Genomic DNA, 18,936 nt, shown 5'->3' with positions numbered 1-18,936 from the left:
GCGCGCTGCTGGGCGGCGCGGGCGATTCGCGGGCGGGGCTGGAAAAGGCCATCGCCGCGAATTGGGACCGGCTGCCGGATGGGTTGCGCACCCGCTGGGAAGCGCGGGCAACGCTGGACCCGGCGGGGCAGGACGTGCTGCTGGCCGACCTATCCGAAGCGGTGATCGGCAAAGGCAACATGAGCCAGGTGGAGGTGGGCGCGGCGGGCCTTCTGCGCCGGGAAGGCCAGATCGATGCAGCCAACCCGTTCGTTGGCAATGGCGCGGGCACGGCGGCGCACATGGACGCGTTGGCACAGACCATGGCGCGGATCATCAGCGACACACCGGCCGAGAAGCCGGCTTTCGTGCGCCCGCGTGCCGGGGAAGCGCTGCCGGGCCTTGGCCGTGGGGATACCGCGATCGGCAGCGGCACGGTGGCCGGCGATGCGCAGAGCCGGTTTATGGGCAAGGTGCGCGCGGCCGAGAGCAGCGGAAACGACGCGGCGGCGGCGGGAACCAGCAGCGCCTATGGCCGATACCAGTTCACCAAGGGCACATGGATTTCCTATTTCGAACGCCGCTTTGGCACCGCCGGCCTGACGCGCGCCGAGATCCTCGCCAAGCGAAGCGATGGCCGCCTGCAGGACATCCTGATGGCGGATATGACCGCCGACAGCGCCGCCCATTTGCGCCGCATCGGGGCACCGGTGACCGAGGGCAATCTGTACCTCATGCACTTCCTTGGCCCCGGCGATGCGGAGAAAGTGTTGCGCGCGCATCCGGATACGCCGCTTGAAGGGCTGATCTCGTACGCTTCGATCGAGGCGAATGCATCGATCCTGCGCGGGCGCAAGGCAGGTGACGCCATCCGGTTCGCAGACCGGAAGATGGGCAGCGCCGGCAGCGATGGCGCCGGCCTGCACCTGCGGCCCGACGTGGACATCGAAGCCGGCATTCGCGCACAGATTGACGATGATCTGGCGCGGTTGCGCGCGGACAACGCCCGCATCGATGCCGAGTTGCGCGCGCAGGGCGTGGATACCGAAGCGCTGATCGCCGGCATGGACGGGCAGGCAGGGCTGGTGCCCGTGGAGCGCACCGCCAGCGACCTGCCCACCCTGGCGGAAGCCGCCCCGGCCCCGCGCGCGCCGAACCCGGACGAACCGCGCGCGGAAGTGCAGGCCATCCTGCCGCAGCTTCGGCAGATTGTGGACGATCGGCAGCGCAGCCTGAAAGACCTGGACGTGCTGGCCAAAGACCTTGGCGTGCCGGTGCAGGATTTGCGGGAAGGGCTGACCACGCTGGTTCGCGAAGGCAGTCTTTCCCAGCGGCGCGATAGCGGAGCGTTCGTGCGCCGGCCGCCGAAGATCACGCGCGATCTTTCCTTGCTGGAATGGATCGCCCAGCGCGGCGGCGTGAACGATACCGGTGGCGACCTGAAAGCCATCGGTCTTGATCGCTGGCACCGGGAGGGACCGTTCCGCCGCAAGCTGATCCGGTCCTTCGATCCGCGGGCCAGCACGGGCGGCATTTCCGGCGCGGGTGACTTCGGGCTGGATTCGACGCTGCGCGCGGCGGTGGACGAAGGGTACTTCCCCGAACTGGCGCATATCCCACCGCAGGAGCTGGACACGCAATCGCTGATCGATGCGATGACCAACGAACTGCACGGGCAGCGCCGCTTTACCGAAGATGCCCAGCGCGCGCGCGATGCCAAGGCGGCGGCGGCCATGCCGTCTAATGCCTCTCCGGCATCCGGCGTTCGCCCGCTCGATCCGGAAGAACTGGACTTCTACATGCGCGAGATCGCGGACGCGGCCGAGCGCCATTTCGGCATCGATCCGAACGCGCTTGATGAAGAGTTCCTTACCTATGCCGCGAACCTGCGCTGGTTTGCACAGAGCGGCATGGAGCCGGATGAAGCGTTCCGCCGATCGGTGAACGACTATGCCAACGCCGAACGCTACGATGCATTGGACGAAGCGGGCGATCAGCGCTATGAGGACATTTATGAAGGCGATCCCGAATATCGACGCCAAGATAGCGCAGATGCGTTTCGCAACGCAGGATACCCGCCTGACGGATACGACCCAGCGGCGAGCGAAGACAGCTTTGTTCCTGCTGGAAGCGGTGAAGAAGGCGGACGAATCCCGCTAGAAGACCTGCCCCGCGAGGAAGCGGGGCTGTTTCTCGATCCCGGTGGCGAAGCGGGCCGCGTGCAGGCGGATAGCCTTGAGCATGACGCCCGCGCGGCGATCGATCCCAACATCGCCGCCCGCCAGAAACAGGAAGCGCAGTTGCGCGCCGAAGCGCCGTTGCGTGGCGAGAACGCCAGCGGGCAGGCGCAGGACGGCACGATGGGCCTTGGCCTGTTCGATGCCGCGGACAATCCGCAGTTCGACCTTGGCCCGGACAGCAGCGCCAAATCCGTGAAAGACCTTCTCGCCAGCCTGGACGAAGACGCGGCCGATCTAGACGCGATCAGAAGCTGCATGAATCCCAAGCCAAAAGGTGAAGCATGACGATTTCGGTTTGCGTCGCGGGCCTGATCGCGGATGGTCGCATCAGCAAGGGCAGCGCGGCCGAGGCCGAGAAGCTGTACAATCGCCAGTTCCATGCCCTGAAACACACGATGGGCATGAGCGCGGCGGCCAGCGAAGCCAGCGAGCGCACGATCCGAGCGCTGGAAGCCGCGCACCTGCAAAAGAAGCGGGTGACGCTGTTGCAGGCGAAAAGCCAGATGGACTGGCTGGAGCGCATGGGCGCGCACCGCGACGCCAAGGGCGCGATCCTGCCGCGCGCCGCGCAGGATGAGATCGTGGCGATGGACAAGCACCGCATCGCGGTGCGCGGGCAGGCCATGGGCATGATGTCCGGCATCCTGGCCAAGCATCGCCGCAACCTGATCGGCGAAGTGCGCGCGAAATCCGACCTGAACGATCTGGTCGACGAACTGCATGGCCGGGACAGCGGCAGCGTGAACGCCAAGGAACTGGCCGAAGCCTGGACGCGCACGGCCGAATGGCTGCGCAGCCGCTTCAACGCGGCGGGTGGGCGCATCGCCAAGCTGGAAGGGTGGGCGCTGCCGCAGCTGCATGACGCGCGCCGCATCCGCGATGCCGGTTACCCGGCATGGCGTGATGCCACCGTGCCGTTGCTGGACCGGTCCAAGATGATCGATTGGGATACTGGCCTGCCGCTGGCGGACGATACGCTGGACACGCTGATGCAGGATATGTGGCAGGCCATCGCCACGGACGGGTGGAGCCGGCAGGAACCCGGCGGCATCCATGGCGGATCGGTGGCGAACCGCAACAGCGAGCATCGCGTGCTGCACTTCGCCGGCCCGGACGAATGGCGCGCCTATGCCGCGCGCTTCGGCGGATCGGCCACGCCGTTCGATGCGATGCTGGCGCATGTGGAGCGCATGAGCCGCGACATCGCGGCCATGGAGCGGATGGGACCGAACCCGGAATCGACGCTGCGCTTTCAAGGCGACTGGCTGGAAAAGAGCGCGGCGGAATCGCTGGATCAGAAGGCCATCGACAAGGGCTTTGCCGGCCGCCGCCAACTTGAGCGGTTGTACGGCGAGTTCTCGGGCGGGTCACACCGGCCCGAAAGTCGCAAGCTGGCGCTGGGTTTTTCGATCCTGCGAAGCCAGCAGACGGCGGCGAAGCTGGGAGGCGCGGCGCTTTCGGCCGTGGCCGACTATGGCACGATGATTCATGCCGCCGGCTTCAACGGCCTGCCCGTGATGGGCACCATGCGCCGTTACCTTTCGCTGATGAACCCTGCGAACCTGGGCGATCGGGAAATGGCGGCGCGGCTTGGCCTGGTGAGCGAGGAATGGGTGAACCTGGCCGGTGCGCAATGGCGCTATACCGGCGAGGAACTGACCCATGAAGTGAGCCGCCGCCTGGCCGAAGGCGTGTTGCGGGCCAGTGGGCTATCGCTGCACACCGAAGCCGCGCGCATGGGCTTCGGTCTCGAGACGCTGGCCAACCTCGTGCAGCTGCGCACGCATGACTGGAGCGCCATCGATCCAGCCTTTCGCGGGATGCTGGAGCGGTATGGATTCGATGCGGCGCGCTGGGACAAGTTGCGGCAGACGCCGACACGGACGGAACGGGGCACCGACTGGTTTTTTCCCGAGGACATCGCCAAGGGGCCGGCGGGGCCGCAAGCGGCGGATGACCTGTTGCGCATGATCCAGACCGAACTGGATTACGCCGTGGTGACGCCGGACCTGCGCACGCGGGCGCTGATCAATTCGACGTTGCCACGGGGAACATGGGTGGGCGAACTGGGCCGCAGCCTGTTCCTGTTCAAAGGCTTCCCGATCTCGATGCTGAACCTTTACGGCCGGCGCATGATGGAACTGCCGGGCACCGGTGCGAAATGGCGCTATGGCCTGACGATGCTGGCCCTGACAACGACCATGGGCGCGCTGGGGTTGCAACTCAAGGAACTGGCCAAGGGACGCGACCCGCAGCAGATGGATAACCGCCGGTTCATGGCGGCGGCGTTGTTGCAGGGTGGCGGGCTTGGCATCTTCGGCGACCTGATCGGCAGCAGCACCGACCGTTTCGGCGGCGGGCTTGGCCGGACGTTGCTGGGGCCGGCAGCGCAGACGCTGGAAAACGTGGGACGCCTGACGATCGGCAACGCGAAGGCGGCGCTTGATGGCGATCCCGAGACGCAAACGACGGTAGCGAAAGACCTGGTGAAGACGGTGGAGCCGGAAGTGCCGGGCCTATCGCTCTGGTATGTGCGCCTGGGCTATTCGCGCCTGCTGGGCGACCTGATCCACGAATGGAGCGATCCGAACTATGCCGATGCCTATGCCCGTGCGCGGGACTATGCGCATCAGCAAGACACTGCCTATTGGGCAGGTCCGGGCGCGTTGACCGGTGCGGGAGCGCCAATGCGCGCGCCGAACCTTGGCAATGCCATCGGCGGGGAGAAGGCGCGGCCCGACCTGTAACTTGCGCAATTTGGCAAACTGACCCTTCATGCTTGTCATGCGGGGAGATTGACCGCGCGATTCGGGCGGCGTAGAACGCTGCCCAAGCCGGTCCTTTTCCGATCCCCATCCATCCGGCCGCAGCGCGGGCTTCCGTGTGCGGCGCGTTCTGGTGGATGGGCCGTGACCGTTACCGCGACTGCCTGCGATCTGATCTTTCATCCCGGCGGGGCGATGGCCACGCAGGCGTTGACGGACATCGTGTTCGTCGATGTGGACGAACTGACCGTGCTGCACCTGCCGGCCGATGGCGGCGATCCGGTGCTGCTCCACCGCGATGAGGATTATACGATCGCCGGCGATGGTCGCCTGGCGATGGGCACGATCACACCGCTGGCCGCCTGGGATGCGGGCGAGCGCTGGTATGTGGAACGCAACACGACGTTCTGGCAGCAGCGGCGGATTCCCACGCATGGCCCCCTGCCGGCGACCTCGCTGGAAGGCGGCCTGGATGATGCCGTGCGGATGGCGCAGGAGCTAAAGCGCCACATGGGCCGCGCGATTATCGTTCCCATGGGCGAGATTGCGATCATCTTTCCCAACATCGACGATCGCAAGGGGAAGTATCTTGCCTTCGACGCGGCAGGAAATCCGGTGGTGGCTACCGGAAGCGGCGACGATTCGGACCTTCGCGCAGACATGGCGCAGCCCGATGGTTTATCGCTTTCGGGCTTCCAGCAATCAGGCGACGGCGCCTTGCCGCGCACGGCCGAAGACAAGGCGCGCGACCTTGTGGATGCCGCCGAGTTCACCACGGGCGCCGGCGACGAAACGGCCGCCATGGCCAAGGCGATCGCGCGGGCGGCGGGGGCGGACATCGGCCTGCGCGGCGCGGTGCAGGCGGGCGCGCTGGACAGTCCGCTGGGCAGTCGTATCCGTGGCAAGGGGCGGCTGCTGACCTCGGCCGCGCCGGGCGGATTCCATCAACACACGCTGCAGACCTATGCCGACGAGCTGCGATCGAGCTTCAACCGCATCGCGCTGTATCGCCTGTTACTGCGCCTGCGCCTTTCGGCCGAAGCGATCGCGGCGGGCGGTGCGCCACAGGACCTGACGTGGGTGCACCATGGCAACAGCCTGACCGCGACCGGATCGACCAACATCACCGCCGCGATCGCGGGCACGGTGATGACCGTTTCGGCCGGACCGGACGCGAGCGCGACTGACGTGCGGATCAACGTGGGCACGTTGATAACCGGATCCGGCGTTGCCGCGAACACGCGCGTGACGGCCTATGGCACCGGGCGGGGCGGGGCAGGAACCTATACCGTTTCGGTATCGCAGACGGTTTCGAGCCGGACGATGGTGGCCGACAACGGCGGTTCCTATGCCGGGACCGATTACGAGGTGGGCGCCTTCATCAAGGCGTGCCTGGACGCCAACGGCGTGAGCAACATCGTGAACCTGAACTTCACCACGCGCTCGGTTGGCGGCTTCCAAGTGCGCGACGTGGTGTTCGCCCAGGATACCGCCGGCGGATCGTTGGACGTCATGAGCTTCGGGCCGTTTTCCACCAACCAGAACCGCGACGAGGCGGATGACCCGGATACGGGGCTGGCCGCCTATTATGCCGATCTTGACGCGCTGTACACCGCCGTGCGTGCCGATCCTTACTGTTCGCGCTGGAACTGCGCGTTGATGCTGATCGGGTCCACCAACACCTATGACCCGCTGCACAACCGCACCAACATCTTCTACGAGCGGACGCGCGCGGTGGAAACGGCGATCGCGCTGAAGCACGGGCTCTACTACTTCGATCCCTATCCGCTGATGCCGGGCAACGTGGGGTGGCTGGCCGGCAAGACGCACGGGATGGACAATCCCTTTGGCGACGGATCCGCCGTGCACACGCTGGGCGTGCCGCAGCCGATGTGGATCGGCGCGTGGATGGACGATGTGTTTCCGCGCCACGAACGGCTGCGCTGGGACAAGCCTGGCGTGCAGTTCCTGACCTCGCACGACAATGGCTGGACAAACTATGCCGGGTTTCTTGGCCTTGAGTTCAAGCGCGAATCCGCTGGACAGGTGACGCTGGAAGGCATGCTGGCGCCCGGCACGCGCACGATCAACACGCGCCTGTGGACGATGCCGCAAAAGGCGCGGCCGCGCGACAGCATCGTGCGCTTCGCCTTCACCGATGCCGGCACGCCGGTGCCGCTGCGCTTCGAGCCCGGCGGCAACGTGGTGCTGGTGGCCGCTTGCCCGGCCACGGCGTGGCTGGCCGTGGGCGGCATCACCTTCGGGACGCGATAGGGGGGACATCGGACGATGCCATATCTGGTGCGAGCGACAGACAGCGATTTTCGCGCGATCGGGCGCGAAGAGTGCGGGACCATCGAAGAAGCGGAAGCGTGGCGTGAGCAAATGCCGCCCGGCGCAATCGTCACGATCGTCGAAGTCTGTGACGCGGGCAATCCGGTCAGCAACACCGGAGAGGATCTTACCCAGTCATGACGCACGATCATGCCGCCGCCTTGAAGCACGCAGGAGACATCAGCGCAACGGCCACAGGGCTGATCGTGCTGCTGTCCCATTGGGCCGAAGTCCTCACCCCGATCCTGACCTTCCTGATCGCGCTGGCGACGCTGACGTGGTGGGCGCTGCGCTTCATCGATCGCGTGCGTCACGGAAAGGACAGCAAGGCATGAATATCGCGCAATTGCAGCAGCGCCTGGGCACGGGCGCAGATGGTATCTGGGGTACGCGATCGAAGCTGGCGTTGCTCGATGCCTTTGCGAACACGCAAGCCAACGCGATCTCGCCGTCCGACATGCAGGCGGCGGCGCAGCGCTTGGGATGCAGCGTGCTGCAACTGTCTGCCGTGCGCGCGGTGGAGGCGGCCGGAAAGGGCTTCGATCCCGCCGGCCGCCCCAAAATCCTGTTCGAGCGGCACAAGTTCCACCGGTTCACCGCCGGGCGCTTTTCGCCCACATGGTTCAGCCAGTCGGTTGCCGGTGGCTACAGCACCGATGCCAACAACAACGGCATCAACGACAGCTGGGACAAGCTCTCCGACGCGATCGCCACCGGCGCCGTCGATGCGGCGTTCATGGCGTGCAGCTGGGGCGCTTTCCAGATCATGGGGGAATGGTGGGATGAGCTGGGCTATCCCAACCCCTTCGCGATGGCGTGGACCTGCGCGCAGTCCGAAGGCGACCATCTGGAAATGCTGGTGCGCTACATCGAGCACTTCCAGTTGCAGGACGAATTGCGCGCGCTGTCCAGCAATCCGGCCTCATGCCGGGCCTTCGCCGCTGCCTACAATGGCCCTGCCTATCGCAAGAACCGCTATGACGAGAAGCTGGCGCAAAGGATGGCGGCGTGATGGGCCGGCTGCTGGACGTCTGGCCGCCAAAGGACTGGCGCGCTTTCGTGGCGCTGGTCGGTTCGATCCTGGGCGCGGCGGTGCTGACCCTGTTCGTTTGGTGGGGGTGCGCAGCTCTGCTGCCATCGGGGCATTGGTCGACCACGAGCGAGGCCGAGCGCGTCATCACGATCCGATGGGTGTTGTGGATTGCCGTGGGCGCCATCGCGGTAGTGCTGGTGGGCCTGGGCATGGCGATCAACCGGCGCAGCTTCCGGGGGCGGATCGGCGCGGCGGAAGTCGGTTTCGATGGTGGCGAGGACAGCCCGCCGCCCAGCACGGAAGGACGAAACAATGCCTGAATGGCTTTCCGCAAAGGCCGCGTTCGGCGCGCCCCGCTGGCTTCTGATCCTGATCCTGGTTGCCTTCGTGCTGGCCATGGCAAGCCGCTGCGCGGGGAGCGTGGAACGCTTCGCCCAAGGGCAACAGGAAGCCGGCGCGGCGATCCAGCGCGCGGACGATCTGCACGAAACCATCCAACGAACGGAGAAAGCCAATGCGGCGCGCAACGCGATTCGCGATCCTGCCAGTGATGCTCGCTATGGTCAGTGCCTGCGGTCAGCAAGAACGCCCGCGAACTGCAAGCGATTCCTGCCTGATCTTCAACCGGATCAGCCTTGAAGTAGCGCCGGCCGCCGGCATCGACGATCCCGGCAACAAGTACGACAGCGATCCGACCGTCAACGAGGTGCTGGGGCACAACGCGGCGTGGGATGCCGCGTGCGGGGGCAAGGATCATGCCGCGCGCTAAACCCTCCGCCGCCCGCACCAACCGCATCATGGCGCAGGCGGTTGCCGCCCAGCAGCGCGACGTTGCCGGGCAGGTGAGCGCCGTCGTGGAACTGGCGGACACGATCAACGGCGCGATTCCCGGTGGCGTGGCGGAGACGCTGCAAAGCCGGCTCGACACGATCAACGAGCGCCTGTCCGAACTTGAATCCATCCCTTGAACCGCAGGAGAACATCATGACGCAACCGTATATTGGCGAAGACGGAGCGATGACGCCCGCGCTTCGCATGTTCGCCATCGTGCCGAGCGGGAACGAACTTGCCGTTCTGCCCAAGGCGATCCGCGCGGATACAGCCGGTTCCGTGACGTTGCAGGCTGCGGGTGACACCGTGCCGGTAACCATCAACATGGTGGCGGGCGAAATCCTGCCTATTCGAGCGCGATTAGTCACCGCAGCGACGGCGACCCTGCACGGTCTCGTCTGATGCCTGGGTTTGGCTTCGGCACCGGCTTTGCCTTCTTGACCCGCCGGCCGGCCGGTGGAAGCCCGGCGCCGGCACCGGGCACCACGCTCTATTCGATCCCGAACGCCATGGACGTGCGCATCGAGCCGACATTCACCACGAACACGGTGGACGGCTCCAACCGCATAACACTGGTTCCGGACATGAACGGCCTGGCGGACATGACGCCGATCTCCACGGGCGCGGTCCCACCGGGCGGCGCGCCGAAGCTGGTCACCGATGCTTGGGGCCGCAAATGCCTGCTATTCGAGGGTACGCAGGCGGCGCAACTTGCGGATACGCTGGCGAGCTATACCGGAAACACCTGCACGGTCATTGCCATCGTGCGCTATCTCAACCCGAACGGCTCGGCCGCGCAGTCCATTTTCAGCCTTGGACGCAACGTCAACACGCCGCCGAACACCCTGCGCGCCTTCATGAACTCGCTGGGCAATACCGCGTCCAACGGCGTCGCCGCGAACAGCTTTCCCCCGATGCCCTGCATGGGCGGCAAATACATCGTGAACGGCACGACGGTGACCGGCACGGAGAAATCCTCGGGCGTGTCGATCGGCAAAATGATCTGTCATACCGGGTTGCAAGTCGTGGCCGTATCCGGTGCCGCATCGAACGCCGCGCACATCCACATGAACGACGAATACGTGTCGGGCATGGCGACGATCAACACCGGCACGACCAGCGTCAACGGCGCGGAGGTCGGGCGCTATTCGCAGGCCCCGAACACATCCACCAACTATGGCTCATTCTATCTCTACGGCCTGTTCGTGAAGCGCGCTACGATGACGACGGCGCAGGTTCAGGCGAACATCGCGGCGATCATGGCGGCCTATGCGCTGGACCCGATTTCGAACCAGCTTGTAATTGAGGGCGACAGCCGGTTCGCGGATTTCGGCCTTACCTCCACCAGCCTTTCGCCGTCGCTCAACTTCGGCACGTTCTTCACCGAACCGGGCAAGCCATACTGCCTACCGACGAGTTGGCGCGTGGTCCAGTTGGCGCGCGGTGGTTCGAAGATACTCGCCGATACCGGCGCGACCGGCACGGACCTGGACAAGGGCCTGTCCAACCGTCGCGACTATGCCAACAACAGCTTCTTTACATCGCGGTGGAAGCTCGGCGGGCGCAACGTGGTGGCACTGGAGACGTTCTATAACGACGCGGGCGACACCGGATCGGGCTATGTGTCCGCGACCGGCTCTACCGCGCGTGGCGATGAGATTTACACGCGCCTGCAAGCGCTCGTCGATACCGATGCGACGAGTTATCTCTCCAAGGGCATGGAGTACCTGGCATCGATCACGCTGCCGGGATCGGGCACCTACAGCGCGGCATTGACGCAACTGCGCAGCCGCTTCCGTTCGTCCAACTTTTTCTCGGACTTCCGGGCACAGACGGGTGGTGTGAACGAAGGCAAGGTGCGGCGGGCGGAAGTTCCGTTGTGTATGCCGATCCCCGGCGCGTGGGGCAGCAATGTCCTTGATACGTCGCTTGGCGCGGGGGACGCCCGCATCGGACCATACTTCTACGATCAGCAGCACGAGTTGCCCGCGTGCTACCCGTACATGGCACAGTGCATCCACGATGCGATTCTGGCGGCACCTGCCTAGCATCTAAAATTTTGATGCGACGAACTCGGAAATTATGGAGAAAATCGCACCAAAAATGCCATCTAAATCGTTGAAATATATGGATCGTTCGGAAACTTACCATTAGACGATCGGGCAACGGAGGGCGGCCTCTAGACCGCAGAAATTGGCCAGTCAAGCCCCGTCGCAGCAGCCCGTTGCGACGGGGTTTCCGTCGCAATTGCGACGGCGGCCGCGAATCAGTAGGACAGGTAAAACCAGAAGTCCGGATTGCCTTCCAGAATGTCTGCGGCTTTCAACCATCGTTCGGGCCATTCAGCCGACGTGGCGCGGGTGCGAAAGGCATCGAAATCCGCCGGTCGATACCAGATACGATCATCCTCATAGGGAAAGCCATCCGGCAATCGTTCTTCCGTTAGCAGGTCGCCGAAATGTTTGAAAAAGTCTCGGTCTCCGGCATATCGGGTCGAGTTCCAATCGGAATGCCGCTCGTAGTCCTCTGGACGCTCGATGATGATGTTGATGCCCATAAGTCTTACTCGGTCTCGACCAACGGTGCCCATAGCTCGCGCATGTGTTCCCAGCGCGGCTTGAGGTAGGCGATCACGGCGGGTTCGTCGGCGCGGCAGACCGATACGTTCACGGCGCGGAAGATGCCCTTGCGCTGGCCCATGAAGAACAGTTGCAGGTTGCCGTTCCGGTAGTAGTCATCGCCGTTGTATGGGCCTGCGTGATCCCAGCCATCTTCCCGCCAGTCCCAGCGGAAAAGCATGTTCCAGTAAGGATCGCTCTCACCTTCCTCGTCGATGAAATCGGCCCAGCTTTTGTAGTGGCTGCCAAAGCCACGATCGAGCGGGCCTTCGCAGTAGTAAGCGTGTTCGACTTCCCAAAGGTGCTTGGTCACTGTGCTTCCTTTCTGGCGTCGCGCGCTTTGCGGGTGCGCAGGGCCTTGGCCATGGCGGCGCAGGCGGCGCGGGTGTTGGCGGGCATGTAATCGTCAAGGATCGATGCCTTGCCGATGATCTGGTGGCCGCTGATGGTGACGATGCCGGCGGTTTCCACGCCCAAATCGCGGAACATGGACATGCCGGAGCGGCGCAGGTCTCGGAATCGCTTGCCGGCCTGGCCGGCGCCGGTCATCGCCTGGCGGGCGCGGCGCTGGAACAGGTAATCGGGATAGGCGCGGGCGGGATCGCGATCGTCATAGAGCAGATGCTGGCCCTTGTGGGCCGCCGCTACGGCGAAGGCGGCTTCGATCCGGTCATGCAGTTCCGGCGGCACGGGGCAATCCACCCATGTTCCGGTCTTCTGCTGCTGGAGACGAAAGCCCTTCACTTCGCCGCGGCTGTTGGCCAGCACGGCGGCATCGGCCGCATCGCAATTGTCGATCGTGCGCCAGTTCATGCGGGTGAGCGCCAGCAAGTCGGCCTCGCGCTGGAACGTCCACAGGCCAAGCTGCCACGCCAGCGCCAGCGAGGGGAATTGCAGCCCCATGGCCGCCGCTTCCACGTCCTGCACTTCGGCTTCGGTGAACAGGATTTGCCGCTTGGGCACGCTGGGCACGGCCACCTTGTCGGTGGGATCGGCGCCGATGATCTTTTCCGAGACCGACCAGCGCATGAGCAGGCGTAGAATGCGCAGGATGGCGGCGGTGCGGAACACGCTGACCTCCATCATGGCTTTCTTGAGATCCGTGACCATGGCCTTGTCGATCGATGCGACGGGCAAGCGGCCTTCATCGGCCCAATAGGTGAGCTGGCGGAACCGCACCTGATATTCGGCGCGGGACTTTTCTTTCAGCGCCTTGAACTCGTCGGTTTCCTCATAGGCTTCGATCAGATCGGCGAAGCGCCAGATGCGGGGCACGTGGCGGAGCTGGTGTTGCGTGGCCGCGCCCTGCTTCCATGCCTCCACCTTCTCGTTCTGGTCGAGCGCCTTTTCGATCACCTGCCGATATTCGGCGCGGGTGCCCAAGCGGACGTTCTGAAAACCGGCCTTGCGCAAGGCCGGGGAGGGCTTCCAGTGCGCGACCTCTGTCCCGTCCTTCTGCTGGTGCCAGTGGAGATAGGGGATTTCACGCGCCATGGCGGTTCCCCTGCGGGATGGTGGCGAGAACGGCGGCGATGGTGGCGCCGGCATCGATCACATGCGGCGGCAGACCATCGGCCGACGACGCGATGAAATCCGCCACCTGTTGCGCCCGTTCCAGCGAGCAATCCCGCTCGCCGTTGATGATTCGCTCCACGCTGCGGGGCGATATGCCAAAGGTGCTGGCGAAGGCATCGACGCCGATCGCGTTGATGCAGGTGCGCAGAGCCTTGCGCAGCCGATCGTTGTTGCGCCTGGACAGCAGGCGCGGCGCGGCGGGGGATTGGTCAGTCACAGGTTCGGCCTCCTATGCCGGCGGGCGCAGCGGCGAAGCTGCGCCCGTGGTGGGGATGGGGTCAAGGTCGCGGGAGGGTAAATCCTGCCGCGTTGCGATGGCCGCCGCCGCCAAAGCGGCGCGCAATCTGCGACACGTCAAGCCGATGATCCTGGCTGCGGAGCGAAAAACCCATCGCGCCATCGACGGCAGACCATGTCGCGACAAAAGGCGCGGCGGGAAAGGCATCGAGCAAGGCATGGCCGACATCGCTGGCGAACAATTGGTTGAAGCAATTGACGGTCGGAACGTCGTGCCCGGCGATGCTTGTCCAATAGGCGGACGCCGCCTGCTTCTTCACCTGCTGCTGATAAAAACGCAGGATGCCCCGCGCTTCGAGCATCAGAATGTCATGCCCTTCCTGATCTTCCAGCGCTTCATGGATATCGTTCCACGTCTCGAAATCGTAGTCGTGCGACCGCAGCAAGCTGCTGAACGCTTCGGTCTGATCGAGATTGAAACGCCACAGGTCGCGATCTTCGACAAGCCGGATCAGCCATGGCGTGGGCGTATCCGGAAAGCAGAAGCGCCATGTCAAGGCAGCGCCGGATTGATCCATATCGAAGAATGCGACGCATGGAGGGCGGCCCATGGCGGACAGATCGCGCAACATGCCCGGCACCATGTGCACGGACAGGGAGAGGTCATCCCGCAGCGTTATCCTGAATTGCTCAAGGTCCGCCTGCGCGGTGACATGATGATCGAGAATGACGGTTGAGGCCGCGCCCAGCAGCACCGTTTCCAGTGCTTCTCCCTTGTAACTGAAATCGCCGATCAGGACGTGCTTGCCCAGCACCTCCGGCGGTCGATGGCCGTAGTTGGTGGGAACGAACTCAACGCTGTCTCCCCAGCGCTTCCACACGGCCCAGGCGGCGCCAAATCCATCATCGCAGGGCGCGTGATAGATGAACACATCAGGCTTCCAATCCATGGCGCGCTCCATCATTCCAGCCCCAGCGCGGCTTTGTAGGTATCGAGGATGATTTCCATTTCGCGCCGATCGGCCGGGTTCATCTTCCGCAGCTTGACGATCTGGCGCATCATGGCCGCGTCGTATCCGACCGCCTTGCCCTCGTTATAGACATCCTTGATGTCGTCGCTGATGCCCTTCTTTTCTTCCTCGAGCCGCTCGATCCGTTCGATCAGCAGGCGTAGGCGATCGTCTGTGGCTTCCGCCATGGTGTTTCCTTTCGTGGGTTGTGGGGGCGGCCGATGCGACCGCCCCCGGCGCGACCCGTCGGGCTTTCTGCCGACGTGGAATCAGGCGGTGATGTGCTTGACCGCCCACATCACGGCTTCCACAATCTTGGTCTTCGCCAGAGAGAGTTCGCGACTGTTGCCAAGGCCGGCCAAATAGTCATGGAAGGCAAGGCCCTGATCCTTGATCGAGGCCATTGCCGCCTTCTCCTCGTCCGTCAGGACGCGATAAGCGTGCCGCATGGTGTTGTTGACCGTGCGCTGATCGCTCGTGCTATCGACTTCGGGCATATTGATACTCGCATTTGGATGCGCGGAACCGCCGCGCGCGGGTTCAGAAGGGGAGGTCGTCGTTAAACCGCCGAACCTTGGTGTCGGCGGCTAGGGCTTCGCGGGCAAAGGCGATGCCAGCGCGATCGACGAGGCTTTCGATGGCTTCCGCCGTCTCTGCGGTTGGAGCGCCTTCCAAGACGGTGGCCCGGCCGAGAATGCGCAACGTGCGTTCGGCAATCAGATGCCCGGTTCCGCAGGTCGCCGGTTCGAAGGCGGGAATGCCATAGGCTTCGCCGGTCTGGTGCCGGCCATAGGCTGCGCAGACGGCTTCCGTCAGCGCAGTCAATCCGGTGCCGAGCGATTCCGCCCACGGTCCGAGAACGCTCACAATGGCTTCTCGCATCACAGTTTCCGGATTTGTCACATGCCTACCCACAGGCCGGACGCTTTGCTGTTCGCTATCCATGCCCTGCGCTTGCGCGTCGGTTTCCGGTTCCTCCTGCGCGCGCTGCTGGCGCTTGATGGCTCTAGCGCACAGGATCGTAAGCATCGTTTCTTCCTGCTGCAGCGGAATGCGCAGGCCCTTGTTGTCGACTATGGCGAAAATTTCGCCGTCGCCCCCTTCGGCCAGAGAGAACATGAAGTTCTCTTGCCTGTGTTCGAAAATCGTATTCACGCTACCTTCTCCTTGCTGGCCGCTTCGAGTTGCGCCCAGGCGTCGCGGATGCGGGCGCAGGCGGTCTCGAAGTGGACGGGGTTGTGTTCGATGCCGGTGAAGCGCTTGCCGGCGCGGATCGCGGAAATGCCGGTGCTGCCCGTGCCCATGAACGGGTCCAGCACGGTCTGCCCGGCAAGGTTGCGCATGATCTTGTCCATCACGGACAGCGGCTTGACCGTGGCATGACCGAACACCTTGCGGGGCATGGACGTGGCAAGGACGAAGCGGTGCATATCGTGATGCTCGCCCACTGGGTGAAAGCTGCGGTTCCACGCGTGCACGTAAGGCTCGGTATCGGCCAGGTAGTGCTTGTTGCGGTGGGGCGCGGGATTGCTCTTGATCCACATGCAGACGACGTGCCGGTGAAAGTTGCCACGCAGATAGGGCAGCAGGTCCGCCAGCTGATCGTTGTGGCAGAACACGACGACGCTGCCGCAGAGCAGCGAATTGATGATGGTGTGGTCAAACCCTTCGGTCAGACCTTCCTCCATCATCTGTTCGGCCGCGCCGCGTTCCTCTCGCCAGTGGCCGCCGCCTTCGTTGTTGAACTTGTAGGGCGGGTCCATGCACAAGGCATCGAACCATCCCAGTGTGGGCGTGACCTGATAGGCATCGCCAAGGATCAGCGTGGCGACGGGCGCGTGTTCCGGGCCGATGATGACGGTGCGGGTCATAGCAGGGAACCTTGTGCGGAAGGGGCCACGGGAGCCGTTGACGGCGCTTCGGGCCACGCGCGGGGTGCGCTGGCGACGGCGAGGGCATGGCATTTCCAGCAGCGCCACGGGCCGGCGCTGCCGTCGCGACTGAATGAGGGGTGTGGCGCGCCGCAGCCGCAGGCGGCGGGCTTCCATGTGGGGTTCATGCGGCGGCCCTCACGTCGAGCAAGTTGCCGTATTGATCAGCCAGCGCGGCGGCGAAGCCGGGGAAAGTCTGCGATCGGTTGCGCGCGCGTTCCTTGCCCTTGCGGCCCCAGCCCGTGTGCCGGTGGATGCCGGACCATGCCTTGTGTTCGGCCGTGCCCGGCCGGGGTGGCGTCAACCGGTTGGTTTCCCGCAGGGGCGGCAGGTTGATGAGTTCCAGACCGATCCCCTTGAAGTGGGGATCTCCGAACCACCATGGCTGGACAAATTGCGTGGGGCCGCGCCGCGTCAGTTCCAGCGCGTGTTCGTGCATCACGGGGTTTTCGATGACGCGCCGTGTGATCCGGCCTTCATCGCGCACCGTTCGATAGAACGCGGCGGCCTGTTCCAGTTCTGACCAGCGGACAGGATTAAGGCCATTCGCCCGCTTGCCGCCGATGTAGAGCCAGCGCACGCCCGAATTGCACAGGATCGTGCAGGGCGGATGCATGACGGCGAGCAAATCCCAGCCATCGTTGAGGTGTTCGCGCAGGTCGCCGCGAATGTGGCGGTTGCTGCCATCGTCGGCAGCTTCCAGATCGCAGGACCATGCATCGAAGCCCAATGCCAGGAACGCGCGCCGCAGGACGCCGGAGCGTTCGCAGCCGATCAGGACGCGGGCGGTCATGACCGAAGCTCCTTCCGGTTATAGACGGTCGAGATGACCTGTTCGGCCCAAGTGTGATGCCCGGTGGCGCGTGCGTGATTTGCCGCGCAGGCCACCGCGTTGCGGGCGTGCCAGAGGGCATCTGTCCCGTTGCAGTCGAAGCATCCGCCCATGGCGTGGGTGACGCCGCTATGCCGGGAGGTAAGGCGGTCAGCCATGAAATTCCCCTGTTGGAGCCGTCAGTCCTCGCGCTGCCACCAGAAGGGGGATTGCGCGGGTTCTTCGGTGAGCATGTGGCGAGCGGCGCGGGCCTTGCGGCGGGCGTCCAGCCTGCGTTCGGTCTGTTCGAGCTGGATCAGGCGTTCGGCCTGGAGCGGCGTGCAGTTGTGGGCGCGCGCGTATTCCATCGCGGCGCGGTGGCGGCGCAGGCGTTCAGCCTGCTTCGACGGAGTGGGCGCGGTTGTGGGCGCGGCTGCGGGCGCGGCGTTCGCGCATGAATTCACGGTGCCAGTATCGACCATCGAGCAACTCCCATTCGAGGCGTTCGGCCTGGGTGAGCGTGCGTTGCGCGCGCAACGCGATCAGTTCGGCCCTGCGCGCGTTCTGGCGGCCGATGGAGCGGTAGCGGCTCACCAGCCCAGCCATGCCGCCAGCGCGCCCAGCACGGCCCCTGCGGACATCAGGCAGGGCATGAGGAACCATGGACCGCATCCCGGCGGCGGATCGGGTTCAAGGCGGTGTTCCACGATCACAGCGCGCCAGTTTCAATCAGGCCCGCGATCACGCGGTCCGCGATGTGATAAAGGCCACCGGTGACGATCAGCGCCAGTAGCCCCGCGCCAAGCCGTTCGCAGCGGATCAGCGCGCGCCGGCCGATCATTGCGCGAGTTCCCTGATGGCGAGCACCATGCAGCACAGAAGGCACAGAAAGCCTGCCGTGGCCGTGCCGGGGCCTACGCGTTCACCGTTGGACAGGAAGATGCCGCCGAGACTGGCCCATTCGGCCAGAGCCTGCAAAAGCAGCCCCACCGAGAACGCCAGCGCCACGATGGCGGCGAACTTCACAACGACATCGCCGATCATGCCCGCTTCCTTCCGCTGGTGGCGAGTTCGGCCGCGCGGGCGGCCATGCCATCGCGCATGGCGCGGGAGACGGCGGGGACGGCCGGCGCGGCGATGGCGCGGCCGATGGCGCCGCCGCCGGGCGGGGTCCAATCATCAAGCCAATCATCGAAGCGCAGTGCATCCCAGCGCGAACGGCGGCCAATGGCGCGCGGGCCGGTGACGATCCGGCCCTTGTGGACGCGCGGTGTCTTGGGCAGGGGCATGCCGTTCTGTTCGGCCAGCTTGCGCAAGGTGGAAATCATCACCTTGGGCGAGACGTGCGCCAGCCCGGTAAGGCGGGCGACTTCCCACAAGGTATATTCCCGGCGCGCCTGGGCGAACGGCCGGGACGGCGCGCGTGCCGCCATTTCCGAACCGGGCATGGTGGGGGCGGACAGGATGGCAACGGGGCCTGGCCCCGGCCTGCCGGATGGAAAGTCGATAAGTTGGGCGGCCATGCAATAAACCTCCTGGGGTGAAATCAACCTAGGAGCGTTTTTGCCTTAT

Annotated in this window: 25 protein-coding genes and 1 pseudogene; 11 read left to right on the top strand and 15 right to left on the bottom strand. The window is 64.8% G+C overall.

Going from position 1 to position 18,936, the window contains the following annotated elements:
- The 11 genes and pseudogenes from B3547_RS04450 to B3547_RS04400 form a co-directional block, all read left to right on the top strand.
- Positions 1-2,504, top strand: a pseudogene (locus tag B3547_RS04450) (hypothetical protein); the annotation flags it as partial.
- Positions 2,501-4,966, top strand: coding sequence for a hypothetical protein (locus B3547_RS04445; protein ID WP_292960590.1), 2,466 nt, complete (start codon positions 2,501-2,503; stop codon positions 4,964-4,966). The pseudogene B3547_RS04450 and the gene B3547_RS04445, both read left to right, overlap by 4 nt.
- 162 nt (positions 4,967-5,128) lie before the next feature.
- Positions 5,129-7,258 carry a hypothetical protein gene (locus B3547_RS04440; RefSeq protein WP_292960587.1) on the top strand — a complete coding sequence of 710 codons (2,130 nt, stop codon included), beginning with the start codon at positions 5,129-5,131 and terminating at the stop codon, positions 7,256-7,258.
- A 15-nt stretch (positions 7,259-7,273) separates the two neighbouring features.
- Positions 7,274-7,459, top strand: coding sequence for a hypothetical protein (locus tag B3547_RS04435; RefSeq protein WP_292960584.1), 186 nt, complete (start codon positions 7,274-7,276; stop codon positions 7,457-7,459).
- The gene (locus B3547_RS04430) at positions 7,456-7,653 is read left to right on the top strand and encodes a hypothetical protein (RefSeq protein ID WP_292960582.1); all 198 of its coding nucleotides are present in this window, start codon (positions 7,456-7,458) and stop codon (positions 7,651-7,653) included. The genes B3547_RS04435 and B3547_RS04430 overlap by 4 nt, the downstream gene beginning before the upstream one ends.
- Positions 7,650-8,330: an N-acetylmuramidase domain-containing protein gene (locus tag B3547_RS04425; protein WP_292960579.1), complete on the top strand. Its 681-nt coding sequence runs from the start codon at positions 7,650-7,652 to the stop codon at positions 8,328-8,330. Before B3547_RS04430 ends, B3547_RS04425 begins: the two co-directional genes overlap by 4 nt.
- Entirely contained in the window at positions 8,330-8,671 is a 342-nt protein-coding gene (locus tag B3547_RS04420; protein WP_292960577.1) for a hypothetical protein, read from the top strand. Before B3547_RS04425 ends, B3547_RS04420 begins: the two co-directional genes overlap by 1 nt.
- A complete protein-coding gene (locus tag B3547_RS04415) occupies positions 8,664-8,990 on the top strand; it encodes a hypothetical protein (RefSeq protein WP_292960575.1) in 327 nt (108 codons plus the stop codon). The genes B3547_RS04420 and B3547_RS04415 overlap by 8 nt, the downstream gene beginning before the upstream one ends.
- A gap of 116 nt (positions 8,991-9,106) precedes the next feature.
- Entirely contained in the window at positions 9,107-9,319 is a 213-nt protein-coding gene (locus B3547_RS04410) for a hypothetical protein (protein WP_292960573.1), read from the top strand.
- Between the two features lie 16 nt (positions 9,320-9,335).
- Entirely contained in the window at positions 9,336-9,584 is a 249-nt protein-coding gene (locus B3547_RS04405; protein ID WP_414690491.1) for a spike base protein, RCAP_Rcc01079 family, read from the top strand.
- Positions 9,584-11,230 (top strand): hypothetical protein, encoded by a 1,647-nt coding sequence (locus B3547_RS04400; RefSeq protein ID WP_292960569.1) that lies wholly within the window; start codon positions 9,584-9,586, stop codon positions 11,228-11,230. Before B3547_RS04405 ends, B3547_RS04400 begins: the two co-directional genes overlap by 1 nt.
- 218 nt (positions 11,231-11,448) lie before the next feature.
- On the opposite strand, the gene B3547_RS04395 is transcribed toward B3547_RS04400, so the two are convergent.
- The 15 genes from B3547_RS04395 to B3547_RS04325 form a co-directional block, all read right to left on the bottom strand.
- Positions 11,449-11,739: a hypothetical protein gene (locus B3547_RS04395; protein WP_292960567.1), complete on the bottom strand. Its 291-nt coding sequence runs from the start codon at positions 11,737-11,739 to the stop codon at positions 11,449-11,451.
- 5 nt (positions 11,740-11,744) lie between these two features.
- On the bottom strand, positions 11,745-12,113 hold the full coding sequence (locus B3547_RS04390) for a hypothetical protein (RefSeq protein WP_292960565.1): 369 nt from the start codon (positions 12,111-12,113) through the stop codon (positions 11,745-11,747).
- Positions 12,110-13,294 (bottom strand): hypothetical protein, encoded by a 1,185-nt coding sequence (locus tag B3547_RS04385; protein WP_292960563.1) that lies wholly within the window; start codon positions 13,292-13,294, stop codon positions 12,110-12,112. The genes B3547_RS04390 and B3547_RS04385 overlap by 4 nt, the downstream gene beginning before the upstream one ends.
- Positions 13,284-13,592: a helix-turn-helix domain-containing protein gene (locus tag B3547_RS04380; RefSeq protein ID WP_292960561.1), complete on the bottom strand. Its 309-nt coding sequence runs from the start codon at positions 13,590-13,592 to the stop codon at positions 13,284-13,286. The genes B3547_RS04385 and B3547_RS04380 overlap by 11 nt, the downstream gene beginning before the upstream one ends.
- 61 nt (positions 13,593-13,653) lie before the next feature.
- On the bottom strand, positions 13,654-14,367 hold the full coding sequence (locus tag B3547_RS04375) for a DHHA1 domain-containing protein (RefSeq protein ID WP_292960559.1): 714 nt from the start codon (positions 14,365-14,367) through the stop codon (positions 13,654-13,656).
- 206 nt (positions 14,368-14,573) lie between these two features.
- A complete protein-coding gene (locus B3547_RS04370; RefSeq protein WP_292960557.1) occupies positions 14,574-14,810 on the bottom strand; it encodes a DUF2312 domain-containing protein in 237 nt (78 codons plus the stop codon).
- A gap of 81 nt (positions 14,811-14,891) precedes the next feature.
- Entirely contained in the window at positions 14,892-15,119 is a 228-nt protein-coding gene (locus B3547_RS04365) for a DUF7681 family protein (protein WP_292960554.1), read from the bottom strand.
- A 43-nt stretch (positions 15,120-15,162) separates the two neighbouring features.
- Complete coding sequence (locus tag B3547_RS04360; protein ID WP_292960552.1) at positions 15,163-15,777, bottom strand: hypothetical protein; 615 nt, start codon at positions 15,775-15,777, stop codon at positions 15,163-15,165.
- The gene (locus B3547_RS04355) at positions 15,774-16,493 is read right to left on the bottom strand and encodes a DNA methyltransferase (RefSeq protein WP_292960550.1); all 720 of its coding nucleotides are present in this window, start codon (positions 16,491-16,493) and stop codon (positions 15,774-15,776) included. Before B3547_RS04355 ends, B3547_RS04360 begins: the two co-directional genes overlap by 4 nt.
- 184 nt (positions 16,494-16,677) lie before the next feature.
- Positions 16,678-17,346 (bottom strand): hypothetical protein, encoded by a 669-nt coding sequence (locus B3547_RS04350; RefSeq protein WP_292960548.1) that lies wholly within the window; start codon positions 17,344-17,346, stop codon positions 16,678-16,680.
- 218 nt (positions 17,347-17,564) lie between these two features.
- Positions 17,565-17,732: a hypothetical protein gene (locus B3547_RS04345; RefSeq protein ID WP_292960545.1), complete on the bottom strand. Its 168-nt coding sequence runs from the start codon at positions 17,730-17,732 to the stop codon at positions 17,565-17,567.
- Between the two features lie 25 nt (positions 17,733-17,757).
- On the bottom strand, positions 17,758-17,970 hold the full coding sequence (locus tag B3547_RS04340; RefSeq protein WP_292960543.1) for a hypothetical protein: 213 nt from the start codon (positions 17,968-17,970) through the stop codon (positions 17,758-17,760).
- Between the two features lie 103 nt (positions 17,971-18,073).
- A complete protein-coding gene (locus B3547_RS04335; protein ID WP_292960541.1) occupies positions 18,074-18,205 on the bottom strand; it encodes a hypothetical protein in 132 nt (43 codons plus the stop codon).
- Complete coding sequence (locus B3547_RS04330) at positions 18,202-18,408, bottom strand: hypothetical protein (protein WP_292960539.1); 207 nt, start codon at positions 18,406-18,408, stop codon at positions 18,202-18,204. Before B3547_RS04330 ends, B3547_RS04335 begins: the two co-directional genes overlap by 4 nt.
- The gene (locus B3547_RS04325) at positions 18,405-18,887 is read right to left on the bottom strand and encodes a hypothetical protein (protein ID WP_292960537.1); all 483 of its coding nucleotides are present in this window, start codon (positions 18,885-18,887) and stop codon (positions 18,405-18,407) included. Before B3547_RS04325 ends, B3547_RS04330 begins: the two co-directional genes overlap by 4 nt.
- Between the last annotated feature and the right edge of the window lie 49 nt (positions 18,888-18,936).

The sequence above is a fragment of the Novosphingobium sp. UBA1939 genome, from assembly GCF_002336885.1.
Taxonomy (GTDB): Bacteria; Pseudomonadota; Alphaproteobacteria; order Sphingomonadales; family Sphingomonadaceae; genus Novosphingobium.
This window is presented reverse-complemented; position numbering and strand designations above follow the sequence as displayed.

Excerpts from the sequence above, each read along its gene's own strand:
- B3547_RS04445 (WP_292960590.1), top strand. The coding sequence starts at position 2,501 with ATGACGATTTCGGTTTGCGTCGCGGGCCTGATCGCGGATGGTCGCATC.
- B3547_RS04435 (WP_292960584.1), top strand. The coding sequence starts at position 7,274 with ATGCCATATCTGGTGCGAGCGACAGACAGCGATTTTCGCGCGATCGGG.
- B3547_RS04430 (WP_292960582.1), top strand. The coding sequence starts at position 7,456 with ATGACGCACGATCATGCCGCCGCCTTGAAGCACGCAGGAGACATCAGC.
- B3547_RS04425 (WP_292960579.1), top strand. The coding sequence starts at position 7,650 with ATGAATATCGCGCAATTGCAGCAGCGCCTGGGCACGGGCGCAGATGGT.
- B3547_RS04420 (WP_292960577.1), top strand. The coding sequence starts at position 8,330 with ATGGGCCGGCTGCTGGACGTCTGGCCGCCAAAGGACTGGCGCGCTTTC.
- B3547_RS04415 (WP_292960575.1), top strand. The coding sequence starts at position 8,664 with ATGCCTGAATGGCTTTCCGCAAAGGCCGCGTTCGGCGCGCCCCGCTGG.
- B3547_RS04410 (WP_292960573.1), top strand. The coding sequence starts at position 9,107 with ATGCCGCGCGCTAAACCCTCCGCCGCCCGCACCAACCGCATCATGGCG.
- B3547_RS04405 (WP_414690491.1), top strand. The coding sequence starts at position 9,336 with ATGACGCAACCGTATATTGGCGAAGACGGAGCGATGACGCCCGCGCTT.
- B3547_RS04400 (WP_292960569.1), top strand. The coding sequence starts at position 9,584 with ATGCCTGGGTTTGGCTTCGGCACCGGCTTTGCCTTCTTGACCCGCCGG.
- B3547_RS04395 (WP_292960567.1), bottom strand. The coding sequence starts at position 11,739 with ATGGGCATCAACATCATCATCGAGCGTCCAGAGGACTACGAGCGGCAT.
- B3547_RS04385 (WP_292960563.1), bottom strand. The coding sequence starts at position 13,294 with ATGGCGCGTGAAATCCCCTATCTCCACTGGCACCAGCAGAAGGACGGG.
- B3547_RS04370 (WP_292960557.1), bottom strand. The coding sequence starts at position 14,810 with ATGGCGGAAGCCACAGACGATCGCCTACGCCTGCTGATCGAACGGATC.
- B3547_RS04365 (WP_292960554.1), bottom strand. The coding sequence starts at position 15,119 with ATGCCCGAAGTCGATAGCACGAGCGATCAGCGCACGGTCAACAACACC.
- B3547_RS04355 (WP_292960550.1), bottom strand. The coding sequence starts at position 16,493 with ATGACCCGCACCGTCATCATCGGCCCGGAACACGCGCCCGTCGCCACG.
- B3547_RS04350 (WP_292960548.1), bottom strand. The coding sequence starts at position 17,346 with ATGACCGCCCGCGTCCTGATCGGCTGCGAACGCTCCGGCGTCCTGCGG.
- B3547_RS04345 (WP_292960545.1), bottom strand. The coding sequence starts at position 17,732 with ATGGAATACGCGCGCGCCCACAACTGCACGCCGCTCCAGGCCGAACGC.
- B3547_RS04340 (WP_292960543.1), bottom strand. The coding sequence starts at position 17,970 with ATGGCTGGGCTGGTGAGCCGCTACCGCTCCATCGGCCGCCAGAACGCG.
- B3547_RS04335 (WP_292960541.1), bottom strand. The coding sequence starts at position 18,205 with ATGATCGGCCGGCGCGCGCTGATCCGCTGCGAACGGCTTGGCGCGGGG.
- B3547_RS04330 (WP_292960539.1), bottom strand. The coding sequence starts at position 18,408 with ATGATCGGCGATGTCGTTGTGAAGTTCGCCGCCATCGTGGCGCTGGCG.
- B3547_RS04325 (WP_292960537.1), bottom strand. The coding sequence starts at position 18,887 with ATGGCCGCCCAACTTATCGACTTTCCATCCGGCAGGCCGGGGCCAGGC.